Origin of the sequence: Lactiplantibacillus xiangfangensis (genome assembly GCF_001438845.1) — a bacterium.
GTDB classification, from domain to species: domain Bacteria; phylum Bacillota; class Bacilli; order Lactobacillales; family Lactobacillaceae; genus Lactiplantibacillus; species Lactiplantibacillus xiangfangensis.
Map to the genome: position 1 here is coordinate 1 of NZ_JQCL01000007.1, position 25,271 is coordinate 25,271.

The 25,271-nt window shown below is 47.3% G+C and carries 16 protein-coding genes and 1 riboswitch; of the genes, 13 read left to right on the top strand and 3 right to left on the bottom strand.

What is annotated here, in order from left to right:
• Window positions 1-76 precede the first annotated feature (76 nt).
• The 3 genes from IV64_RS00515 to IV64_RS00525 are packed head-to-tail and all read left to right on the top strand — an operon-like array spanning window position 77 to window position 2,452.
• On the top strand, window positions 77-751 hold the full coding sequence (locus tag IV64_RS00515; RefSeq protein WP_083491518.1) for an ABC transporter permease: 675 nt from the start codon (window positions 77-79) through the stop codon (window positions 749-751).
• A 4-nt stretch (window positions 752-755) separates the two neighbouring features.
• On the top strand, window positions 756-1,847 hold the full coding sequence (locus tag IV64_RS00520; protein WP_237757282.1) for a sensor histidine kinase: 1,092 nt from the start codon (window positions 756-758) through the stop codon (window positions 1,845-1,847).
• Entirely contained in the window at window positions 1,844-2,452 is a 609-nt protein-coding gene (locus IV64_RS00525) for a response regulator transcription factor (protein WP_057705209.1), read from the top strand. The genes IV64_RS00520 and IV64_RS00525 overlap by 4 nt, the downstream gene beginning before the upstream one ends.
• A 145-nt stretch (window positions 2,453-2,597) precedes the next feature.
• On the opposite strand, the gene IV64_RS00530 is transcribed toward IV64_RS00525, so the two are convergent.
• The 3 genes from IV64_RS00530 to IV64_RS00540 form a co-directional block, all read right to left on the bottom strand.
• Window positions 2,598-3,911, bottom strand: a complete 1,314-nt coding sequence (locus tag IV64_RS00530) for an NCS2 family permease (protein WP_202813320.1) — start codon at window positions 3,909-3,911, stop codon at window positions 2,598-2,600.
• 224 nt (window positions 3,912-4,135) lie between these two features.
• A complete protein-coding gene (locus tag IV64_RS00535) occupies window positions 4,136-5,470 on the bottom strand; it encodes a nucleobase:cation symporter-2 family protein (protein ID WP_057705210.1) in 1,335 nt (444 codons plus the stop codon).
• Between the two features lie 73 nt (window positions 5,471-5,543).
• Window positions 5,544-5,642: riboswitch (purine riboswitch) on the bottom strand.
• Between the two features lie 101 nt (window positions 5,643-5,743).
• Window positions 5,744-7,333: a PucR family transcriptional regulator gene (locus tag IV64_RS00540; RefSeq protein ID WP_057705211.1), complete on the bottom strand. Its 1,590-nt coding sequence runs from the start codon at window positions 7,331-7,333 to the stop codon at window positions 5,744-5,746.
• Window positions 7,334-8,201: 868 nt separating this feature from the next.
• Here IV64_RS00540 and pyrR point away from each other — a divergent pair.
• From pyrR to addA, 10 genes are all read left to right on the top strand, one after another.
• A complete protein-coding gene (gene pyrR, locus IV64_RS00545) occupies window positions 8,202-8,744 on the top strand; it encodes a bifunctional pyr operon transcriptional regulator/uracil phosphoribosyltransferase PyrR (protein WP_057705212.1) in 543 nt (180 codons plus the stop codon).
• A 152-nt stretch (window positions 8,745-8,896) separates the two neighbouring features.
• A complete protein-coding gene (locus IV64_RS00550; RefSeq protein WP_057705213.1) occupies window positions 8,897-9,832 on the top strand; it encodes an aspartate carbamoyltransferase catalytic subunit in 936 nt (311 codons plus the stop codon).
• Window positions 9,833-9,834: 2 nt separating this feature from the next.
• Window positions 9,835-11,127 carry a dihydroorotase gene (locus IV64_RS00555; RefSeq protein WP_057705214.1) on the top strand — a complete coding sequence of 431 codons (1,293 nt, stop codon included), beginning with the start codon at window positions 9,835-9,837 and terminating at the stop codon, window positions 11,125-11,127.
• On the top strand, window positions 11,124-12,218 hold the full coding sequence (locus IV64_RS00560) for a carbamoyl phosphate synthase small subunit (protein ID WP_057705215.1): 1,095 nt from the start codon (window positions 11,124-11,126) through the stop codon (window positions 12,216-12,218). Before IV64_RS00555 ends, IV64_RS00560 begins: the two co-directional genes overlap by 4 nt.
• The gene (gene carB, locus IV64_RS00565; RefSeq protein ID WP_057705216.1) at window positions 12,211-15,387 is read left to right on the top strand and encodes a carbamoyl-phosphate synthase large subunit; all 3,177 of its coding nucleotides are present in this window, start codon (window positions 12,211-12,213) and stop codon (window positions 15,385-15,387) included. Before IV64_RS00560 ends, carB begins: the two co-directional genes overlap by 8 nt.
• A gap of 12 nt (window positions 15,388-15,399) precedes the next feature.
• Window positions 15,400-16,317, top strand: coding sequence for a dihydroorotate dehydrogenase (locus IV64_RS00570; RefSeq protein ID WP_057705217.1), 918 nt, complete (start codon window positions 15,400-15,402; stop codon window positions 16,315-16,317).
• On the top strand, window positions 16,314-17,030 hold the full coding sequence (pyrF, locus tag IV64_RS00575) for an orotidine-5'-phosphate decarboxylase (protein WP_057705218.1): 717 nt from the start codon (window positions 16,314-16,316) through the stop codon (window positions 17,028-17,030). The genes IV64_RS00570 and pyrF overlap by 4 nt, the downstream gene beginning before the upstream one ends.
• The gene (gene pyrE, locus IV64_RS00580; RefSeq protein ID WP_057705219.1) at window positions 17,030-17,668 is read left to right on the top strand and encodes an orotate phosphoribosyltransferase; all 639 of its coding nucleotides are present in this window, start codon (window positions 17,030-17,032) and stop codon (window positions 17,666-17,668) included. Before pyrF ends, pyrE begins: the two co-directional genes overlap by 1 nt.
• Before the next feature lie 216 nt (window positions 17,669-17,884).
• A complete protein-coding gene (locus tag IV64_RS00585) occupies window positions 17,885-21,478 on the top strand; it encodes a PD-(D/E)XK nuclease family protein (RefSeq protein ID WP_057705220.1) in 3,594 nt (1,197 codons plus the stop codon).
• Window positions 21,478-25,266, top strand: coding sequence for a helicase-exonuclease AddAB subunit AddA (gene addA, locus IV64_RS00590; RefSeq protein ID WP_057705221.1), 3,789 nt, complete (start codon window positions 21,478-21,480; stop codon window positions 25,264-25,266). The genes IV64_RS00585 and addA overlap by 1 nt, the downstream gene beginning before the upstream one ends.
• Window positions 25,267-25,271: the final 5 nt, after the last annotated feature.

Below are 25,271 nucleotides of genomic sequence, written 5' to 3' on the forward strand. Positions count from 1 at the left end.
TAGACCAATTGATAAGAATGGGTTGTGAGTGTTGCACTTGATTTGACAATTCAGGTTTCAGTTTTTTTCAATCCTGATGCCAGCGGGCTTTTATTTACTATTTACCAAAGTAATGGTATCTGGAACAGTCCCAGTGAGTTTTAGCGTGCAGTACATGGCGAGCATGATTGTGTATAGTGGGACGATTAACGCGTTATTTGGGATTGCGTCAATTTTAATGCTTGATCGTGAGAAGGGCTTACTACAATGGTATCAACTGACGCCATCGGGAGTTCAACCGTACTATTTATCAGTGGGCTTTTGGAGTATGGCGATGAACGGCATTGCAATCGTGGTGTTGGGCGTGCTTGCCGTTAGTGTCAATCATGTAAGCCTAACAATCGAGCAATGGCTAGTGATGGCGGGGGTTGCGTTGGTTGGTCAAATTCCAACGTTACTGCTGGGGGTTCTGATTTCGTTCCTCAATCGCATTGAAACGTTGAGTATTGTTAGTAACCTCATTACTTTTCCGATGGCGATTGTCAGTGGGCTGTGGTGGCCGATGGCGATGTTACCAAGTTGGCTACAACCGATTGGTAAGTTGATGCCAACTTATTTCGTGAATAATTGGTTGGGCGCAGTGGCGACCCATGCGACACTTAAAATAACAACTGTGACTGGTGTGGGTGCTTGGATTGGAATCTTGTTAATCCTCGTGATTGTGGGCACCCGCCAGTTGCTTAGACGGGGGGATGGGGTTGTCAAAGCCTAAGTGGATGGCTCGCGTTAAGAATCTTGAATGGAACAGTTATATTTGGCTCGGTTATTTGCCCTATTCAGTCGCAATCTATTTACCTGCCAAAACGATCCAAGCCTGGTTTTGGCTGAGCCTATTGGTCGTTTTCTTAATCTTGTATGTTTTAGTTGTCGAAAAAGAGGCTTGGCGACCAGTGACAATCCCGCTGGAGTTACTCATCACTGGTTTGTTTTCAGTCTTTGGAGGAAATAATTACTTGATTATTTTTCCAGGTTGGCAAGTTTCATTTATTTTGGTGCAATATCCTAAAAAGTATTTCTATTGGTTTTTGACCAGTTACTATGGGATTATTTTAACCAGTATAATTGAAGTCTATCCATCGAGTCCTAGTTGGCATAACATTGAAGTTATGGGATTAGTGTTCCCACTACTATCACCATTAATGGCCTACACGTTTTCTCGGTCGATTGCTCGACAGCGGCAGCTCCGGCAAACCAATCGGCGGTTAGAGTCGGTTGTCCAACGGGATGAACGTGAACGGATTGCTCGGGACTTGCACGATACACTTGGTCAAAGCTTTTCGATGATTACGTTGAAAACGGAACTGGTTAAAAAGTTACTGGTTAAAGCGCCAGAGAAGGTTGGCCCTGAACTTGACGACATTGCACGGACTAGTCGGGAAAATTTACAATTGGTCCGCTCAATTGTGAATGACCTTCATCAGAAGTCGATTAGTGAAGTTTTGCTTGAACAAAATCGGAATCTCTTGGCGGCCAATGTTTGGTTGGTGACCACTGGTGAAAAGCAAGCGATTCAGGGGCCGACAATGGTTCAAGGGATGTTTGCTGCAACGCTGGTCGAAGCACTGACCAATGTGATTCGCCATGCGCATGCTCATCAAGTACAGTTGAACTTTAATGAAACAACCGCACAGCATCAAGTTGTGGTTCAAGATGATGGTCAGGGTGGTTCTTTAAAACGTGCGGGTGCGAATGGTATTACGGGAATGCGGGGGCGCTTGTTGGAAGCACAAGGTACGTTTGAAGTTAGACAGGTTGGTCGGGGGACCCAGTTGATTTTAACGTTACCTAAGGGGGAAAATTTGCGATGATTACAATCTATTTGGCAGAAGATCAGAGCATGCTGAATTCTGCCTTGACGCAATTATTAGAATTAGAAGACGATTTGCACGTGGTGGGATCGAGTGGTGATGGTCAAACTGCATGGAATGAGCTGCAACAATTACAACCTCAGATTGCGATTTTAGATATTGAAATGCCAGGACTATCTGGGTTAGACGTCGCGGACCAGATTCAAAATAGTGACCTTACAACTAAGGTGATTATTTTGACCACTTTTGCGCAAAAGGCTTACTTTGAACGGGCGGTTCAAGCACAGGTGGCTGGATATTTATTGAAAGATAGCCCTAGTGATGATCTGATTGCGGCGATTCGAAAAGTGATGAGCGGCCAGACACTCTACGCGCCAGAACTAGTGGTGAATATGTTATCCGCCGACCAAAATCCGTTAACAACCCGCGAACTGGCCGTTTTAAGAGCGGCGAATCAGGGGTTGTCCACCAAAGCAATTGCGGGCGAGTTATTCTTATCTGCCGGAACGGTCCGTAACTATCTGTCGGCAATCTTTAGCAAACTTGGTGTACATAATCGCCTTGAAGCCATTAGGGTGGCTAAGAATAATAAGTGGCTTAGTTAGCTAGACTAGGCTTAACTAGTTGCATGAAAATAAACATCTAAAGGTTGAATTTAACTTTCAACCTGTAAATAAGCATAAAAGCTCCTGCCATAACATTGGTCTAATCAGTGTTATGGCGGGAGCTTTTATGTTTTGAGGTTAGTCATTAAGCCACGAATGCAAAGTACAAGATGAAGACAACCATCATGACCCACATAAGGGCGTTAACTTCACGCCAACGGCCCTTCACACTCATCGTGATGGGGTAGAAGATGAACCCAACGGCCAGTCCTTCGGAAATACTGTACGTTAGTAACATCATAATCATGGTAAAGAAGGCGGGAACCGCGATTTCAAACTTCGTCCAGTCGATGTATTGCACGTTTGAAAGCATCAAAATACCGACGATGATTAAGGCAGAAGCCGTTACGGCCGAAGTAATCACCGTTAAGATCGGTGAAAAGAAGGCGGCCACTGCAAACAAGATTGCGACGAAGACGGAGGACAACCCGGTACGGGCCCCAACCGCGACGCCGGAGGTTGACTCAACGTAGGCCGTGGTTGGTGAAGTCCCAAAGATGGCCCCAATTGTTGTCGCTAAGGCCCCACTGAAGAGGGCTTTACCAACACCCTTAACTTCACCAGTTTCGTGGTTCACCATGCCGGCTTCGGTTGCGACGCCGACTAAGGTCCCCGAAGTATCAAATAAGCCAATGATGAAGAAGGTCAGGATCACAATAATCATCTGAAACGAATTAATATCCGTGATGTGGGTCAAAGCTTGGCCAAAGATTGGTTGAACACTTGGAACCCCACTAATGATACCGGTTGGCAGCGGGATGATGCCAAAGATCATGCCGACAACTGCGGTAATAAACATCCCCCAGAAAATTCCACCGGTGACGTTTGCGGTTACCAGCATAACACCCACGATGATCCCAAAGATTGCGAGTAGGACGGTGGGGTTGTGCAAGTTACCCAATGCGACCGCGTTGGACTTGCTAGCAACGATGATGCCAGAAGTTTGTAATCCAGAAAAGGCGATGAATAGGCCGATTCCGGCAGAAACAGCGTATTTTAACGCACTGGGAATCATGTTGATGAGCTTATCACGTAACTTAGATAACGTTAATAGGATGAAGAGAATCCCAGCAACGAAGACCCCGGCTAGCGCAGTTTGCCACGGAATATGCCATTCCTGAACGACGGTGTAAGTGAAGAAGGCGTTGAGGCCCATCCCGGGTGCTAAGGCAACGGGGAAATTGGCGACGAGCCCCATCAATAAACAGCCGACAATGGCGGCAAGAACGGTAGCTGTAAAGACTGCCGTTTTACTCATGCCGGCACTCCCGAGTAGTTCGGGATTAACGGCTAAAATATAAGACATGGCGAGAAAAGTCGTTAAACCACCGATGAATTCGCGGCGGATTGACGTTCGGTTTTCCCGTAAATGAAATAGTTGTTCTAAAATTGCACTCACTCCTAAATTGATAAAAAGTTAACAATCACACAATTGTCCAGTATAACATACTGGTTTTACGTGAAAAAGGGGTGCGTGCAAATCGCACTGGTTATCTGGTAAGTGAGAATTAATTTAGTAATAATCATGGCGATTGTAAACAAAGAGTTTCGTTTAAATATAAAAAGCACTTCAGAAAAGTCTAAATTTTCTGAAGTGCTTTTTATACCCTATCTAGGATAGCGTTAGTCGTTTTCGTTTAATCCGACTGATTCGTCATCGACCGTATTTTCAGCGGCGTGACGGTTGAACAATAAGTTGAGTAGGACGGCGGCTAGACTACCAACGACGACGCCGTTGCTTAACATGATTTGTAAAGCGTTTGGAAGAAATTGGAAGATGTTGGTTTGAACGGTAACGCCAAGCCCTAAACCAATTGAGACGGCGGAAACCAGCAGATTATTGTTATTACGGAAGTCGACTTGGGCAAGCATTCGAATCCCTTGAATCCCTACGATTCCGAACATGACGACCATTGCGCCACCGAGGACGGGGTCGGGGATGACGGTTGCGAGTGCGCCAATCTTAGGTAAGAGCCCTAACACCACTAAGAATGCGGCGGAAAAGTAAATTGGCTTACGGGTTTTAACGCCGGATAATTGAACGACCCCAACGTTTTCGGAGAAGGTCGAGTAAGGGAACGTATTAAACAAACCACCTAAAATGACGGCGATTCCTTCGGCACGGTAACCCCGTTTTAAGTCATCACTTTCGATTTTGCGACCAGTAATGTCACCGAGTGCGAAAAAGACCCCGGTTGATTCAACCATCGTGGTCAATGAGACTAGAATCATGGTCAAAATTGAGGACCATTCGAAGTGGGGCGTGCCAAAGTAAAAGAGCGTTGGTAAGTGGAACCAGCTTGCTTCGGCGACCGGTTTCAAGGAAACCATGCCCATGGCTCCGGCAACGAGCGTGCCGACTAAGATTCCAATTAGAATTGAAACGGATTTCATGAAGCCCTTTGCGAAGACGCTGATCAGTAAAATAATGGCAATGGTCAAAAAGCCAATTCCGAGGGCTGGCAAGTTTCCGAAATCCTTAGCGGTTGCATCGCCGCCACCGAGGTTTTGAAATGCGACGGGAATCAAGGTAAAGCCAATAATGGTAATTAGTGACCCCGTAACGACTGGTGGAAAGAGGTGTTTGATTTTAGAAAATAGTCCGGCGATTAAGAAAATAAAAATACCGGCACCGATAATTGAGCCGTACATGGTCCCGAGGCCGTACGTTTTGCCGATTTGAATCAGTGGGTTGACCGCTTGAACGGCACAGCCTAAAACGACGGGGAGTCCGATCCCAGTGAGCGGGGTGCGTTTTAATTGCAAAAACGTGGCAATCCCACACATGAAAATATCGATGGAAACTAAATAAGTCAATTGTTCCGTGGTGAAATGTAATGCGGCCCCGATTAATAGCGGCACGAGCACGTCACCAGAATACATTGCTAATAAGTGTTGAAAGCCCAAAATTGCAGCTTTGACGCTTGAAATCTTAGGTGTTGCGGAAACTTCCTTCAAACCAATCTTCCTCTCATTTTAGTCGTTTAGCCCCGGGGTTCTGCAGTAGACAAAAAGGGACACCCCGGCAAACGGGGTGTCCTCGTTTGCTTATAGTCCAATCTTTACGGGATTGGGTAGAAACTCGTCAACCATATCATGACATTATATAGGCAATAAACTCGTATTTGAATGAAGATAATTCTAACACACTAAAAAAACGAATACAAATTAATCCGGATGATTTAATGTTCGCAAAATCGGTATAAATTGGCTTTTTAAAAATGAAAACGTTCACTTTTGTGCTTCTTGATTATGCCAGAGGAGAACGGCCATCTCTAAGGTCTGAGTCTGTTCAGGGTCGTCAAGGTTGAGGGTTAACATCTTTTCAACCTTTTTTAACCGGTAAATAACGGTATTCCGGTGAATCTCTAGGTGACCGGCGACTTCGGCAATGTTTTGATGATAATAAAAATAGCCGTACAAGGTATTGAGTAGGTTTTGCTGTTCGTGCGCACTGATGCCACTGACTAGCCCGCCTAAGACGCGTTCCACAAAGGACTTGGCTTCGTTTTCTGGAATCAGCGAGATGAGTTCTTTAACGTATTTGGGTCGGTAGATGGTGATGGCGTGGGGACTATTCTTGCTGAGTGCCAGCGCCTCGGCCGCTTCGTTATAAGTGGTTGCGAGTTCGGTCAGCGGTAGGGTCGAGTAGCTGTAACCAATAATTAACCGGGCGGACTTATCTAGCTTTGGCTGAATAAAGTCCACTAGGGCGGTTAAGAAGTGTTGCGCGTTTTGCTCATCCTTAATCAGAAGAACAAGTTGCTGTTTGAGGGAGAAGGTAATCACGGGTGCCTGGTATTCTTTGATAAACCATAACGTTAGCTGTTGGACTTGTTCGAGCAGGTGGTTGCTCAGTAGCGTTTGATGATTTGTCGTGACCAGAATGGTTGCACACCGGAACTTCGTGCTCGGCTCAACGTTTTGGGCCTTTAGAGTCTTATTGACGAGGTCGTTTGAGATGCCGCCGTCCATCACGTTAAGGTAGAACCCGCTTTGATTACGGAACGCCGATTCGTTGAGCATGTCGACGCGGCTATTAACGAAACTCAGGGTGTTGAGCACGACTTGCGTTAACATCTGATCGGTTGAGTTCCCCGGATCAAGGTCGATGATCCCAACGAAGGCCTTATTTTCTTTATAAGCTGAAAATAAAGGGGTGATGGTCAGACTCAGTTGTTGATAGGCAACGGTGATACGGGTATGTAAGTTAAAATAATCAATGTTAGTTTGGTTACGAAGAAAATCAGTTAGGGTACTTTGAGTCACCGGTAAACTTTGGGAGGCACTAACGACCCGAAAATGGCTATCCATCAAAAAAAGTGCGTGGTTGAGAATTTCACTACACTTGTTTAAAACCGTGGTGTGGGTCGGATCTTTTAATAATAAGTCGGCAAGTGATTGGTTGGCCTGAACGATGCGGCTCAGCTCATCGGTTTGCGACTTCAGAATAATGCTGAGCATCTTACGCATTGTTTCTGAAATGAGCTCGTCTCCCGGGGTAATAATAATGGGGAAAGCGAGTTCGTCAGCGAGTGCCAAGACTTCTTTTGGCAAATGGTCAACGTAGCGGTGGTCTTTAAATCCTAGACCAGCGCAATTAGCCGCGTGCATTGCTTTGATGAGCGCGGTGGGGTTTGTCGTCGTATTAATAAAGGGATAGCCATTCGTAATTAGAAATTGATCTGCCTTTAAAAAGTCCGCAATGTCGGGCGATTCGATCATCCCGATATTGTTGATTTCCCGTTTAAGGCCGCGTTTACCCGCAATAACTCGCATATGCTGCATAGATGGTGTCTCTAGTAATGTTTGTAAACGCATGGCGGATCCCCCTAAAATTAGTTATCTTTCACAAGTAGTATACCGATAATTTGGCAGTTTGACTATAATAAAATGAAAGAAACATTAAAATTAGATAAATTTAGATGGACATTTGTTAATTAACTAAAGATTGAAATTTGAATTCAAAAATTAATTGCTACTGTATTAGTATCTGGAGTAATACAAATTATTCCGGTTGCCACTGATGATATGCGGTCGTGGGACCGGGTTAAGCCTGAGGAGCGGTCTTAACCCTCGCCCGGAACAATCGCAAAAGGCGCAATTGTCCCGGACCGTCCGTGGTGTAAAGACCGGCAAAAAATCACCGCTCTAACACCACCTTCACGACCGATACCATCAGTGGCAACCTCCGATGATTCGACAGTAATAACGGACTGTAAAACTGATTTGAGCGCAGTCGGGCAGAGTTGGGTGCTGTGTCGGCAAGATTAGCAGTCGATTTTCAGCTGCTAATCTTGCGGGGGGATTCAAAGACGTGGGTTATCGGCTTTGAATCAAGGCCACAGACCGCAGTGTGGCTGAGGCCGTCCCCACATAGCACCCAACTTTGCCTGACGGAGCGACTAATTTAAGGATAGCAATTACTACTGTTACAGTGGTGACAGCGATGTTAAACTTTTTAGACGTTAATAAATAATCTGACCAATGACAAAATTGATGTTAAAACAAACTTGACACTGCTACTAGAGTTGGTTACACTTATTGCAATTAAACAAGCACCTTTAACTTAGTCCTGTGAGGCTAACAAGGGGAACGGTATCTGAGGGTCTCCCACGGTTTTTGCAGGAAAACGGGAGACCTTTTTTGTATCCTCAGGTGAATTAAAAAGAATGGAGCTGACTGAGAAATGGCACGAGAAGTCGTTGATGCAATGACAATGCGCCGCGCGCTAACGCGGATCACTTATGAAATTATCGAACAGAACAAGGGTGTCGGTAACTTAGTATTTATTGGGATTAAAACGCGGGGCATTTATTTAGCTGAACGTTTGGCGCAACGGTTAAAGCAGTTAGAAGGCGTCGATGTGCCGGTTGGTTCTTTAGATATTACACTTTACCGGGATGATCACCACGCAATCGATGTTGCGGGTCAGGCAAAGCTGAATGGTGCGGATATTCCCGTTGATATTAACGGCAAACACATCATCTTAGTTGATGACGTGCTTTTTACGGGCCGAACCGTGCGGGCAGCATTAGATGCCCTGATGGACCAAGGACGTCCCGCTAAGATTTCGTTAGCCGTATTAGTTGATCGTGGACACCGCGAATTACCAATTCGTCCGGACTTTATTGGGAAGAACATTCCAACTGCTTTGGATGAACAAGTCAACGTCGCGTTGGAAGAACACGACGGTCATGACGGCATTACGATTGAAAAATTGGATGAATAAATTGAATAACTAACCATTTAATTGTTTCCAGAGAGGAACGAAACGGTTTGGCCATGCGTGGCCGCTTAATCGGAGTCTAGCCTCTTTGCGAATAATTTTTTGCAGGAGCTAGACTTTTTTTCTTAAATCAAGATAGGAGACGGCAAAAGAGCATGCAAACGAGTAATGACCTGGTCAGCGTTGACCAATTTAATAATGAAGAAGTAATGGCTTTCATCAAATTGGCACAAAAATTTAAGGCGGGTAAGACGATTCAACTTGAACGTCCGAGCTATGCGATGAACCTCTTTTTTGAAAATAGCACGCGGACGCATACGAGTTTTGAAATGGCAGAACGGCGACTAGGAATGCAGGTTATCCCATTTGACCCGAAGACGAGCTCCGTGACTAAGGGTGAAAGTTTGCTTGATACGCTAAAAACGGTTCAAGCGATTGGCGTTGACTTAGCAGTTATCCGGCATCCTCACGACCGCTATTACGAACCACTGGTCGAAGCAAACTTATCGATGAGTTTGATCAACGCCGGCGATGGGAGTGGTCAACACCCGTCGCAATCCTTACTTGATATGATGACAATTTATGAAGAGTTTGGTCACTTTGACGGGTTAAAGATTGCCATTATTGGGGACTTAGCGCATTCACGGGTCGCACGTTCCAACATGGAACTCCTTACACAACTCGGCGCAACGGTCTACTTCAGTGGCCCAAAAGTTTGGTACAATGCTGATTTTGCGGCGTACGGCGACTATCTGCCAATTGACGAACTAGTTGGCAGCATGGATGTCATGATGTTACTGCGGGTTCAACACGAACGGCTGGACGAATCCAGTGATGAAACGTTTGATGCTGAAGCGTATCACCAACAATACGGGTTGACGATGGCCCGGGGCGCTCAAATGAAGCCAAACGCCATCATCATGCATCCGGCACCGGTAAACCGTGGGGTCGAATTAGCCAGTGACTTAGTTGAAGCCCCACAGTCACGAATTTTTCAACAGATGACGAACGGTGTCTTTATCCGAATGGCAATGATTTCAAACGTACTCGTACACCAAGGGTTGTTGCAGCCCACACAATTGGAGGATTAACGATGACAACTTTAATTAAAAACGCGCAGATTTTGGTGAATCATCACTTAGAATTAAACGATCTTTTGATTGAAGATGGCCGAATCAAGGCAATTGGTCACCAACTTAATGAACAATACGGCGCTGCTGATCAAGTGATTTGTGCCGATAAGCATTTTGTGAGTCCCGGACTGGTGGACGTGCACGTTCATTTACGCGACCCTGGTCAAACCGCGAAAGAAACGATTGAAACTGGGACGCTGGCTGCAGCCCACGGTGGTTTCACAACGGTCGGTGCCATGCCAAATGTTGACCCGGTACCTGATACGCCAGAACGGGTTGCGGCGATGGTCGCAAGAAACCAAGCTAAGGCTCGCGTCCACGTTGCTCAGTATGCAAGTATTACGACGGAACGGACGAGCGAAGAACTCGTTGATTTTGAAGGGGTCAAACGTGCTGGCGCCTTTGCGGTCAGCAATGACGGCTCTGGGGTCCAAACGGCGGGAACGATGTATCAAGCGATGTGTGGCGCCGCAAAGGCCGGGTTACCATTGGCTGCGCACGTGGAGGACGATTCCTTATATCAAGGCGGCGTCATGAATGCCGGGCCAACCGCTGAACGATTAGGGTTACCGGGCATCAACAACGTCTCGGAGGCGGCCCAAGTGGCACGGGACGTGATGTTAGCAGAGGCAAGCGGCGTGCACTACCACGTCTGCCACGTTTCTACGGCGGAAAGTGTCCGTGTGATTCGGCATGCAAAAGAGGCCGGTATCAATGTGACCTGTGAAGTTTCCCCCCATCACTTGCTATTAACGGATGAAGATATCACGATGGATAATCCAATGCTCAAGATGAATCCGCCGTTGCGCTCACCCAAAGACCGGTCAGCGTTAGTTGCTGGTTTACTGGATGGCACGATTGACTTTATTGCGACGGACCACGCGCCGCACACCGACGCTGAAAAGCAGGGGAGTATGAAAACGGCAGCGTTTGGCATTACCGGTATCGAAACGGCTTTTGCAACGATGTACACCGCTCTGGTCAAGACGCGGTTACTGAGTTTAGGGCAGCTCATTGAATTGATGAGTACGAAGCCCGCCCAGTTATTTGGGCTAAAAGACGCCGGCCAGTTAAAAGTTGGGGCGCCGGCCGACTTAGCAATCATCGACCTTGAACATGAGTACGAAATTAAAGCGGATCAGATGTTATCTAAAGGACATAATTCACCATTTATCGGCTGGCACGTGTACGGAAACGTGCTGATGACCTTAGTGGACGGCCAAGTGGTTTACGGAAAGGACCAGCAAAAATGAAACGATACTTAGTACTAGCCGACGGCACGATTTATCCGGGCACCGGGTTTGGCGCACCGGCAGCCACGGTTGGCGAACTGGTTTTTAGCACTGGGATGAGTGGGTACCAAGAATCCATTACTGATCAGTCATATAACGGCGAAATTTTGATGTTTACTTACCCATTAATTGGAAATTATGGCATTAACCGTGACGACCATGAATCGATTAAGCCGACTTGTAAAGGGGTCGTGGTTCACGAAGTCGCACGGCGGGCCAGCAATTGGCGCAGTGAAATGTCATTGGATGACTATTTAAAACAAAACCAGATTCCGGGAATTACCGATATTGATACGCGTGCGGTCACGAAGCACATTCGCAAAAAGGGTGCGATGAAAGCCACCATCGTGGACGAAGTCTTACCAGATACGGTGGAACGGCTACGCGTGACGGAACTTGGAAAAGCCGTGGTTGCGGAAAGCTCAACGACCAATGCATATCCTAATCCGGCAACGGGGCCCAACGTGGTCGTAGTCGACTTTGGTTTGAAACACTCAATTTTACGTGAGCTAGCCAAGCGGCATTGCAACGTGACAGTCTTACCGTACAACACGACGGCTTCTGAAATCATGGCATTGAACCCAGATGGGGTGATGCTTACAAACGGCCCTGGCGACCCGAAAGACGTGCCAAGCGCACTCCCGATGATTCGGGAAGTGGAGAAGCACATTCCGTTATTTGGGATTTGCTTAGGCCACCAGTTATTTGCCTTAGCAAACGGTGCGGACACCTTTAAGATGAAGTTTGGTCACCGCGGGTTTAATCACCCTGTCCGTGAAATTGCGACTGGTCGGATCGACTTTACGTCACAAAACCACGGTTACGCGGTTTCACGCGAATCATTAGCGAAGACCGACCTGATGATTACCCACGAAGAAATTAATGATGACACCGTCGAAGGAGTGCGGCACCGCGATTATGCCGCCTTTTCCGTGCAGTATCATCCGGACGCTGCACCGGGTCCTCACGATGCAGACCATATTTTTGACGAATTCATTGACTTAATGGCGGCCCATCAAGTGGCCCGGAAAGGAAGCAAGTTCAATGCCTAAACGCACAGATATTCATAAAATCATGGTGATTGGTTCTGGCCCGATTATTATTGGCCAAGCGGCTGAATTTGATTATTCTGGCACGCAGGCTTGCTTAGCCTTAAAGGAACTCGACTATGAAGTCGTCTTAGTTAACTCAAATCCGGCGACCATCATGACGGATAAAGAAGTTGCGGACCAAGTATACTTGGAACCCATTACGTTAGAGTTTGTGTCGCAGATTTTGCGCAAGGAACGTCCCGACGCTATCTTACCAACTTTAGGGGGCCAACAAGGCCTGAACATGGCGATGGAGTTATCGAAGTCTGGAATCTTGAAGGAACTTAAGATTGAACTCCTTGGGACTAAGCTAACGGCGATCGACCAAGCTGAAGACCGGGAACAATTTAAAGACTTGATGGAAGAACTTGGTGAACCGGTGCCAGCTTCTGGCATTGCACATACGGTTGAAGAAGCTTTAGCTTTCGCTGAACAGTCCGGTTACCCGGTTATCGTGCGGCCTGCGTTTACCATGGGTGGTACCGGCGGTGGGATTGCGGAGACGGCTAAAGAATTACACGACATCGCTGAAAATGGCCTGTCGCTGTCACCCGTGACCCAGGTGTTGATTGAACAAAGTATTGCGGGCTATAAGGAAATTGAGTTTGAAGTGATGCGCGACGCTGCCGATAACGCGATGGTCGTCTGCAACATGGAAAACTTTGACCCGGTCGGTATTCATACCGGGGATTCCATCGTTTACGCACCCGTTCAAACGTTGGCGGACCGCGAAGTACAGATGCTGCGGGATGCGTCATTAAAAATCATTCGTGCACTGAAGATCGAAGGGGGCTGTAACGTTCAGCTCGCTCTTGATCCAGATAGCTTCAAGTATTACATCATTGAAGTTAACCCGCGGGTCAGCCGTTCTTCAGCGTTAGCATCAAAAGCAACCGGTTATCCGATTGCGAAGATGGCGGCTAAAATTGCGGTGGGCCTGCACCTCGATGAGATTAAAAACCCAGTCACGGGAACGACCTACGCCGAATTTGAACCGGCTTTAGACTACGTTGTCTGCAAGATTCCCCGCTGGCCATTCGATAAATTCACCAAAGCGGATCGCCGTCTCGGGACGCAGATGAAGGCGACCGGGGAAGTTATGGCCATTGGTCGTAACATCGAAGAAGCGACCTTAAAGGCGGTTCGTTCCTTAGAAATTGGGGTTCACCACGTTGAAGAACCCGCACTAGCAAGTGTGGATGACGACGAATTAAGCGATAAATTGATTCATGCGCAGGATGACCGGCTGTTCTATTTGGCAGAAGCCATCCGGCGTGGCTACACGATTGAAGACTTAGCTGAGTTAACGAAGATCAACGTCTTTTTCTTAGATAAACTATTACACATCGTTGAAATTGAACGGGCACTAAAGGCCAACGTAGACGATTTGGATGTTTTAACAACGGCCAAGCGAAACGGCTTTGCTGACCAAACGGTGGCGGACTTCTGGCATGAAAGTGCTGATACGGTTCGGCAGTTCCGTGAAAGTCACCAGCTAAAACCCGTTTATAAGATGGTTGATACTTGTGCGGGTGAATTTGAATCGACGACGCCGTACTATTACGGCACCTATGAATTTGAAAACGAAAGCATTGTGGACAAAAAGCCATCAGTCCTGGTCCTAGGTTCTGGCCCGATTCGAATTGGCCAGGGGGTCGAGTTCGATTACGCTACCGTTCATTCAGTCAAGGCGATTCAAAAAGCGGGTTACGAAGCGATTATTATGAATAGTAATCCCGAAACGGTTTCGACGGACTTTTCAGTTTCCGATAAGTTGTACTTTGAACCGCTAACCCTTGAAGACGTATTAAACGTCATCGAATTAGAACAACCTCGCGGCGTGATTGTGCAATTTGGGGGCCAAACGGCGATTAACTTAGCGCAACCCCTTGCTGACCGTGGCGTCAAGATTTTAGGAACAAGCGTTGCGGATGTCAACCGCGCTGAAGACCGGGATGAGTTCGACAAGGTTATCAAGTCACTACAAATTCCACAACCGGCCGGAGACACGGCTAGTGATGAAGCCACGGCCTTAGCGATTGCTGATCGACTCGGCTATCCGGTTCTGGTCCGCCCAAGTTACGTCTTGGGTGGCCGGGCAATGGAAATCGTTAAGAAACGTGCGGATTTGGATCATTACATGCATAACGCCGTCAAAGTTTCACACGACCATCCGGTGCTAGTTGACCGGTACTTAGTCGGTAAAGAGTGTGAAGTCGACGCCATCTGTGATGGTGAAACCGTGGTTATTCCGGGAATTATGGAACACATCGAACGTGCCGGGGTCCATTCTGGCGACTCGATGGCCGTTTACCCACCACAGTCACTATCTGCAGACGTCCAAGCACAAATCATTAAATACACGGAACAACTTGCCGTCGCGTTGAACTGTGTTGGGATGATGAACATTCAGTTTGTCATTCATGACGAACAAGTTTACGTGATTGAAGTTAATCCACGGGCGAGCCGGACGGTGCCATTTTTGAGTAAGGTTACCGACATTCCAATGGCACAAGTTGCAACTAGGGTCATCTTAGGGCAATCACTCAAAGATCAAGGGTATCAAACGGGATTAGTGAAAGCGGGCGACATGGTGCACGTTAAGGCGCCGGTCTTCTCCTTCTCTAAGCTCAATCGTGTGGATAGCTTGCTAGGACCAGAAATGAAGTCGACCGGTGAAGTCATGGGGTCTGACCGAACGATGGCCAAGGCATTATACAAGGCGTTTGAAGCCGCTAAACTACACGTGCCAAGTAACGGGAACATCTTGTTCACAGTTCGGGATGATGATAAGCCGGAAGCCTTTAAACTGGCACAACGGTTCCACGCACTGGGCTATCAGTTATTAGCAACGACGGGTACGGCGAGCTATTTAACCGATAACGGGTTACCAGTGACGGTGGTCAAAAAGATTGACAGTGGCGAAGATGATTTGCTTCATCAAATGGAAGCCGGTCAAGTTCAAGCCGTTGTTAACACGGTTTCTGATGAAGAGCAAGCGGCCGATGATGGGACGCTGATTCGGAATACGTCGATTGAACACGGCATTCCACTATTTACGGCGCTGGATACGGTAGCGGCAATTTTACAGGTTCGCGAATCACAATCATTTGTCACGCAGGCATTATAGGAGGGCTTATACATGGGACGGTTAACAGTAGATTTAGCGGGGGTCACGTTAAAAAATCCAGTCATGCCGGCGAGCGGAACGGCTGCGTATGGTCAGAGTATGGCGACGCAGTTAGACTTAAGTGCGTTAGGTGGACTTGTGATCAAATCAACGACCGCCGAACCCAAGGTGGGCAATCCTCGACCAACAACGGCCGAAACGACGGCTGGGTGGTTGAACGCCATTGGGTTGAAAAATCCCGGTATTGCTAACGTTCTAGCCGAAAAGTTACCCTGGTTAGCGACGAATTACCCCGAATTACCAATTATTGGGAGTGTGGCCGGTGGCAGCTTTGACGAATACGTGGCGGTTGCTAAAAAGATGGCGACGGCACCCAATGTCAAATTACTAGAAATCAATATTTCGTGTCCGAACGTGGCGCATGGTGGGCTAGCGTTTGGAACGGATCCGGCGACGGTTGAAAAGTTGACGCGCCAAATTGTGGATGTGGTGGATAAACCGGTCTTCATGAAGTTAACGCCGAACGTCACCGACATCGTGCCGATTGCGCAGGCCGCTGAAGCTGGTGGTGCCAACGGGTTAACCATGATTAATACGTTAACGGGAATGGGAATCGACTTAGCGACCCGCAAACCAATTTTGGCAAACGGTACCGGTGGGTTATCCGGTAAAGCCATTCACCCGCTAGCAGTTCGAATGATTCACCAAGTTCGTCAGCAAACTAAGTTGCCGATTATTGGGGTTGGTGGGGTCTTTACGCCGGACGATGTTTTAGAATTTTATCTGGCGGGCGCAAACGCCGTGCAAGTTGGGGCGGCGACATACGGTCACCCAACGGCTTGTACCGATATTATTGCGGGTCTACCCGCGGCAATGGATAAGTACGGTATTAGTAGTCTTCAGACACTGATTTCGGAGGTACAAGGATGAGCCGACCAGTGATTATCGCGTTGGATTTTCCAACGGCAGAACGGGCGTTAAGTTTCTTGGACCAATTTCCAGAGGACTTACACGTCACCGTTAAAATCGGAATGGAATTATTTTATGCAGCTGGTCCGGCCATTGTAAAAGCCGTTCAGGAGCGGGGACACGCCATTTTTCTAGACCTAAAGCTCCATGATATTCCAAATACGGTAGAAGCTGCGATGCGGGTGATTGGTCAGTTGGGTGTGACCTACACGACGGTACACGCGGCGGGTGGTCACGTGATGTTGGCTGCGGCTAAGCGCGGACTTGTTGCTGGTGCAGCGGCACAGGGACTACCAGCGCCCAAGTTACTCGCAATTACGCAGTTAACCTCCACTAATCAAAGTATTTTGAATGCTGATCAGCAAATCAAGGGAACGGTTCAACAAAGCGTGGTCCACTATGCTGATTTGGCAAAAGCAAGCAACTGTGACGGGGTCATTTGTTCCGCACAGGAAGTGGCCGCTATTCACGAAGCGGTTGGAACGGACTTTTTGGGTATTACACCAGGAATTCGGCCACAGCGTGCGCAAGCGGATGATCAGCAACGGGTGATGACCCCACAAGCCGCCGCAAAAGCGGGTAGTAACGGGTTAGTTGTGGGACGGCCAATTACTCAGGCCGCTGATCCGGTTGTCGCGTACCAACAAATTGTAAAAGAATGGAGTGGCCAATAATGACTGAAATTGCAGCAACTATCGCGAGTGACCTACTATCAATTCAGGCCGTAACGTTACGGCCTAACGAACCATTTACATGGGCGAGTGGGATTCACAGTCCGATTTATACGGACAATCGCCTGACGATTTCTTATCCAAAGGTTCGTCAGCACATTGCGGCGGGAATCGCGGACATTATTAAACGGGACTATCCAGAAGCAGAAGTCATTGCTGGGGTAGCGACAGCCGGTATTCCACACGCCGCGTGGGTGGCTCAACTATTGGACTTGCCATTGATTTACGTCCGGTCCAAACCCAAGGACCATGGTGCTGGTCGTCAGATTGAAGGCGTATTGAAACCAGGGGCCAAGGTCGTCATGTTAGACGATTTAATTTCAACTGGTGGCAGTGTGCTGCAAGCAGCCAAAGCAGTACAGGCCGATGGTGGCGATATTCTAGCAGTGGGGTCAATCTTTAGCTATGGTCTGGATGCTGCAACGGTTAATTTTGAAGCGGCGCACTTACCACTGTTCAGTTTGTCCAACTATACGACGCTGATTAAAGTTGCCCGGGAACACGGTGATATTAATGATGCCGAGCTCGCTTCGTTGCATACTTGGCGGCAAGATCCACAACACTGGAATCCACAAGCTTAACTGTAAAAATGTGATTTGTGGATTCTGAATGTGCTTGGATTTCTGATATAAAACGTTGAAAATTCAGCACTTCTTGAATGAACAAATCGAAATAGATTATCGGTATTAAAAGAAACACTTAACCTGCGGGTGAAGTGTTTTTTTGTTGTGAAAGTTGTGCGATAATTAAACTAAATTAAAGAGAACATTTGTTCATATTTGAAGGAGGAGTTTACGGTGAGCTTACAATTTGTACTGGGTTCGGCGAAATTTGATCACCGGGAGATGATGGTGCGTCAGCTAGTTAAAGCGATGACGGCTCAACCCCAGGCGCAATTTTTTTACTTAGTTCCTAACCACGTGAAATTTGACACTGAAGTGGATGTGCTGAACCGGTTATCACGGGCGTTTGCACAACCAGACTTATATGCACAGAGTCAGGTTCAAATCTTTTCATTTACCCGGTTGGCCTGGTATCTAATGAAAAATGAAGCGGCCTATCAAGTACCACGGCTCTCAGCTGCGGGAATTGATATGCTCTTGTATCGAATTCTGCGACGCCACCAGGATGAATTGCGGTTATTTGGAGGCGAAGTTTCGCAAACCGGTTTTATCACCCAGTTGGCTAAAGAAGTGAACGAGTTGCAAGTGGCCAACCTGCAACCAGAAGACGTTGCCCGGTTGGCTGAAACAACGACCGTGGGGGACTTACAAGCTAAATTACACGATTTAGCTATTGTTTACACGGACTTCATTGAAGTGACGGCGGGAAAATATTTAAAGCCGGCTGATTTGTTAGCTCAATTGAACGCCTATTTGCGTCACCAAGATTTGCACGGCACGCATATTTATTTGGAACAGTTCACGCAGCTGTCATCACAGGAGCAGGGCCTGATTACAACCATGTTGGAACGGGGCGCGGACGTCACAATCAGCCTCGTGCTCGATCATAAGGTCACGGACCAAGTCCCAGAAAATGGCACCTTGTTTTATCAGTCGGGTCGTCTGTACTATCGGCTTTACCAATATGCGCGGGCACGGCAGATTCCGGTTTTTAATGATCTGCATGCCACTAAGTTACGCGTAAGTGCTGGCCTAGTCGCTCTGGACAACTATTGGCGTGGCGAACCACAAGCTGGGGATGGGCGTGAACCGTTGAATCGGAACGTGCACGTCATGCGCGCTGACAGTCGGCAAAATGAGTTAGCACAAGTGGGCCGGAAGATTCGTGCGATGGTTGCGACAAAGCACGAAAATTCCGCGGATGATTACCATTACCGGGACTTTCTCATTATGACGCGCCATTTAGATAGCTATAAAACAATGTTAGCCCCGACACTCCAACAATTAGAAATTCCCTATTTTGTCGATTTACAGCGTTCAATGGCGGATCATCCGTTGGTTGAACTGATTGGCGCGCTGTTTGAACTAGAAGAAAATCAGTATCAATATCGCGACATCATGCGAATTTTGAAAACTGAATTAATCTTACCGCTGGTTGATGGCAAGCCGATGGATCGTAAAGCTTACCGGCAAGCTGTTGACCTGACCGAAAACTTTGTTTTAAAGAGTGGGTACAGTGGTCGGCGCTGGACACAGCGTGCGGATTGGGAATATTTCGAGTTGACTGAAGGCGACGCCGGAGTCGAGACGGACAAAAATGCAGGTATTGCTAAACAGATTAATTTGATTCATCAGTTCGTTGCAAAAACGTTCCCACCATTTTTCAAAGCCCTAAGTGCGGCCAACGACGGTCGATCCGCCGCAACCGTACTCGTCGACTTTTTAACGCGTCAAGGGGTGACCCAACAATTACTCGCTTGGCGGGATGCAGCGTTAGAACGTCAAGACGTAGCAGCCGCTGCTGAACCGGAACAAACGTGGCAGACTTTTTGTCAGATGCTGGATGAATACGTGGCGATTTTAGGTGATGAACCTTTTGCGTCGGAGGACTTTTTAGCCTTGCTACAAGCGGGATTTGAAGGGGCTAGTTATTCACAGATTCCATCAACCTTGGATCAGGTCTTAGTGTCTGAAAGCGGAATGGTACAAAGTCAGGATCGGAAAGTCGTCTTTATGATTGGTGCGACGGACCTGGTCATGCCAGATCGAATTATGACCAACAACTTACTGAGTGATGTGGATAAATCGACGATGCAACCAGCACTAAACGAATTGGGCAGCGACCATTTTCTGACCGATTCAGCGGTCGTACAGTTGGGAAATGAAAGTTTTTTAAACTACACCGCTTTTCTAAGTGCCCGTGAGCACCTGTTCTTCAGTGCACCGTTAAAAGATGATCAGGAAACTGACCTGAACTGGTCAAATTACGTGGTTCGAATTATTCGCCACTTCAATCTTCAAGAACGAACTTACTTAACCGCCCCTGACCCGGAAAGCGAAGAAGTTCGACCATTTGTTAGCACCAAGCGGCGAACAATCAGCCACGTCATTCAAGTTTATCGTGACGTGTTAACGACAAATGCGGACCACAACCAGACGGGGTCAGCTTTGATTAAACCAGCGCCCGTTTGGGTTTGGTTACGCCGCCAATTAACACGGGACCCTGAATTTGGTCCGTTGGCCGAACGGTTATTAGCGGGATTAAGCTACCGCAACTTACCCGTAAACTTAACGGAAGAAAACGTGACTTCGCTGTATGGCAATCAAATTTATACTTCCATCTCGAAGCTTGAAGAGTTTTACCGCAACCGGTATGCCTATTTCTTGAAGTACGGGCTAAAGTTGCGTGAGCGTGATGTGTTTGAGTTGTCCGCTGCTAGTACCGGTGAATTTTTCCACGCCGTACTGGATGGTCTGATCAAGGCCATTCGTGCGGATCAAGTCCCGCTAGCCAGTGTGGCTGATCAGGCACTTGGACAATACCTTGAAACGGTGACCAAGCGGGTCCTAGACCAACCCCAATTTACCATTCTGACCAGTTCTAACCGGATGGCTTATATCCAACGGCAACTGATTAGTACGGTTCGGCAGATTGCGTTTGCTATTCGTAATCAGAGCAAGCAATCGGCCGCACAACCAGTACAGACCGAAGTCTTGTTTGGTAACGTGGGGAAGGAACACGGTCTAAAAGCACTCGATTTTCAAATCGACGCCACCCACAGTGTGCACGTTCGTGGGAAAATTGACCGCTTAGATGAGATTCAGGTTGCTGACCAGCGTTACCTTGGAATTGTCGACTATAAGTCGTCACAACATAAGTTTAATTTTGGTGAGGCTTACTACGGACTCGCGATGCAGATGCTAACGTATCTCGATGCGGTCTTGCATAATGAGACGGCCATTGTTGGTGATCAGGACGCTGCGATCCAATTGGCAGGAGCACTTTATATGCACATTAAAAATCCAGTCTTAAAACCTAAGGACGTTAATGCTGGATTTGAAGAAGCCCTCCTTAAAGAAAATAAGTACCGGGGCATCCTAGTTGATGACCCGACGTTGCTAGATCATCTGGATAGCGAGTTACAGACGGCGACCGGGACCTCCAAAGTTTATCCATTTAGACGTAAAAAGGACGGGACGTACAGTGGCGGTATCAGTCAGTCACTGGTAACGAATGCGCAATTGGAACGGCTTTTAAGGCATAATAGCCAATTAATCGTTGCGGCGGCCAAGGACATCTTTGACGGGAAAATCGATTTGAATCCAATCCGGTTGAACGATAAAACGACCGCTTTGCAGTATTCACCGTATTTAGCCATCATGCAGTTTGATGCCATGCTACCTGAAAATAACTACAATGATTTGCAGCCTTTAAAGCCTGCTGAAGTTCTGGCAAAATTAAAAGCCGAATTGGGGGAAGATAACTAATGGAAACCAAAACACAATACACTGATAGCCAAAAGGCAGTGATTAGTCAGCAAGGGAATAACTTGCTAGTTTCTGCTTCCGCTGGTTCGGGTAAAACGACCGTCTTGATTGAGCGGATTATGCGCAAAATCATGGCTGGAACCAATATCGATCAGCTACTGGTCGTGACTTTTACGAATCTGGCTGCCAAACACATGAAACAAAAATTGGAATCCCAACTCAATAAACGGATTTCTCAGTTTTTAACTGATCATCCGGGTCAAACGACGGCGTCACCGGAAGTACGGCAATTTCGGCAACAATTAAACTTACTCGGGGTCGCCAATATCAGCACGCTTGATGCGTTTTGTTTACGTGTGATTCAGCGCTACTACTACGTGATTGATTTAGACCCCGTGTTCCGGCTATTGACGGATAACACTGAGGGGTTGCTGATTCGGGACCAAGTCTGGGATACGGTTAGGGAAAGCCTCTATGAAAAAGATGGCGAGTTATTTGACCTACTGACAGCTAACTTCTCTAATGACCGAAGCGACGACGGTCTCGGCCAACTTGTTTTTCGGCTATTTGACTTTGCGCAGTCGACACCGGACCCTGAAGCCTGGCTCAAGCAGTTGGTCACAAATTATAAGTTGCAAGGCGACTCACTGACTGCGACGCCGTTTTACCAGGAAAAGTTATTACCGTTATTAAAAACCGAATTTGAAACAATGGTCAATCGAATGGACCAAGCCGTAAAAATCGCAACTGAGGCGGATTTAGCACCGAAGACGATTGAGGCATTGCAAGTGGCACAACGTGATCTGGGGACTATGATTAGTGATTTGGATAACACGGATTGGAATGCGTTGCGGGCGGCTACGGCTAGTTTTAAAGTTGGTCGTCTAACTAAGACTTATAAGGATGATCCTGAAAAGACGTCTCGTGCTAAAGCAATGGGAACCCTTGTCGACGGTGTGAAAAAACAAATGGGAAGTATCGGTGAAACCTATTTTGCGGCTGACGAACAACAAGTGTTAGATGTGATGGCGGGAGCAGCTGCCATTGTGCAAGAATTAGTCCGGGCCACCCTATGTTTTAAAGAAGCGTTTGCCAAAGAAAAACGGCGACGCCACGTTCTAGATTTTTCTGATTTGGAACATTTGACCTTAGCTATTTTGACGAATACGAGTGAGAGTGGACAGGGCGCGCTGACGCAATTACGGGCGCAGTTTGAAGAAGTCATGGTCGATGAGTACCAAGATATCAATAGTTTACAGGAAAGCATCCTTCAACTGTTGGCGCGCAAAACACCTGGCAATATGTTCATGGTGGGGGATGTGAAGCAGTCGATTTACCAGTTCCGGTTAGCTGATCCGTTACTATTTTTGGCAAAGTACCGTGACTTCGGGAAGCACCCGGAACACGGGGAACGGATCGTTTTGGCGGAAAACTTTCGGTCAGTTGAAAACGTGGACCGCTTAACGAACCTGATTTTTAGCCAGTTGATGGACGCACCAGTTGGACAAATCGAATATGATCAAGCCGCGTATTTGAAATACGGACCCAAAGATTATCCGGCTGATATGCCGCAAACGACGAGTTTACTCTTATACCAGACGGACGATGATCAGCCGGAGAAGACGCCAGTACGTGGCTCGCAACCGGATAGTGATAATGAAGAAAGTAATTTTTCTATTGATGATCCATCGATTGGGAGCATTACGATGGTTGCCCAAAAGATTTTGGCCCTGAAAAAAATGGACCACCCAATCTTTGACCGCTCAACCGGAAAATACCGGCCATTTCACTATAGTGACGCAGCACTGTTAGTGCCGACACGCAATCATAATTTAACGATTATTGATATTTTCAAACAGTACCATATTCCAATTGTCGTTAACGATGCTCAGAATTATTTTCAAACCACTGAAATTCGAATCATGATGGCTTTATTAAGTATTATTGATAATCCTTATCAGGATATCCCGTTAGTAGCAGTGTTGCGTTCGCCGATTGTTGGATTGGATGAAAACCAGTTAGTTTACTTACGAATTCAAAATAAGACGAGTGATTATTTCCAAGCGCTCCGCGACTTTTACCAAACGTACCCGACAAAGGGCAATCCTAGTGCGTATGGGGATCAGTTATACGCAAAGATTGAAGTTTTTATGCAGCAATTGACGGCGTTTCGGGACTTAGCACGGCGCAATCAAATCGTAACGTTGATCTGGCAAATTTACGAGCAAACGGGTTTTCTCGATTACGTTGGCGGAATGCCCGCGGGTCAACAACGTCAAGCCAACTTACACGCCTTATACGAACGGGCTTATACGTATGAACAGGGAAGCTTTAAAGGCTTATTCCAATTTGTGCGGTTTATCAAACGCATGCAAGAAAAGGATCAGGACCTAGCTTCAGCAGTCGCTGAGACCGACACCGAAGCCGTTAGTGTCATGACGATTCATGGGAGCAAGGGACTGGAATACCCAGTCATCTTTTTAATGGATATGGACAAGCGGTTTAACCAGACCGATACCAGGGCCAATGCGCTAATGGACCGGGATGCGGGTATCGGAATTAACTACCTTGACCCAGAGCACCGGGTCAAGTACCCGACGCTACCGCGGTTAGTGATTCAGCAAGTTGTGAGCCAAAAGCTCCGGGCAGAAGAAATGCGGAAACTATACGTGGCAATCACGCGTGCCCAACAACAGCTGTTTCTAGTTGGAACGATTACGTCAATTGATGTGGCCACCGAAAAGTGGCGGCAGGGCTTCAGTAGTGATGGACGCGTGCTAAGTACGCTAGCCCGGGTCAGCACGAATAATCAGCTTGACTGGGTCGGTATGGCGTTGATGCGGCATCCTTTGATGAAGGCGTACTGGGGGGACGAGTGGCCCACCTATTCGCTGGAAGGCGATCAGACCAAGTTTACTTTGGAACTGGGGGATGCCAGCTCAATTGGGCAGCGTAAGCAGGTTGCTGGGACTGATGAACAACTCAGTGCGGTTGATCAAGTGGAGCAGACCGTTGACGTTGATGTCGACCAGATGACCCGTGATGAATTGACCAACTTATTGAATTTCAAGTACGTGCATCAAGCATCCACGGTGACTACGGCCTACCAGTCCGTTTCAGAAGTTAAACGGCTGTTTGAAGATCCCGATGACGCACAGATGAATACGAATCCAACCGTTAGTGCGCAACACGCCAAGCCAACCAGCCGGTTTGTGACTGGTGACTTAGCAGTACCACAATTTTTGCAAACGACGCAGGAACCGACGAGTGCTGAAGTGGGGAGTGCAACCCACTTAGTTTTAGAACAGTTGGACCTGACCCAGACCATTGATGAGACGACTGTACAGGCTACGATTGATGACTTAGTGGCCAAACAAGTGCTGACTAGGGAAGTTGCACAGCTGATCAGGATTGATGCGATTGTCGGATTTTATACCAGTGACTTGGGCCAAAGGATTTTAGCGGATCCTACCAAGGTTCACCGTGAAGTGCCGTTTTCATTATTATTGCCAGCGCGCCAATTATTTGATGAGTTGGACGAACATGAGCATGCAAAGATTTTGATTCACGGAATTATTGATGGCTATTTAGAAACAGCTGATGGGTTAATCTTGTTTGATTACAAGACGGACCACGTCAAACAGCCACAAGATCTATTGACCCGGTACGCCGGACAAGTTGAACTATACGCCGCTGCGTTGCGGTCGATGTATCAGCGTCCGGTTGTCCAACAGTACTTGTACTCGTTGCCACAGCGGACGTTTGTCCCGGTAACAAAGAAAAAATAGGATTT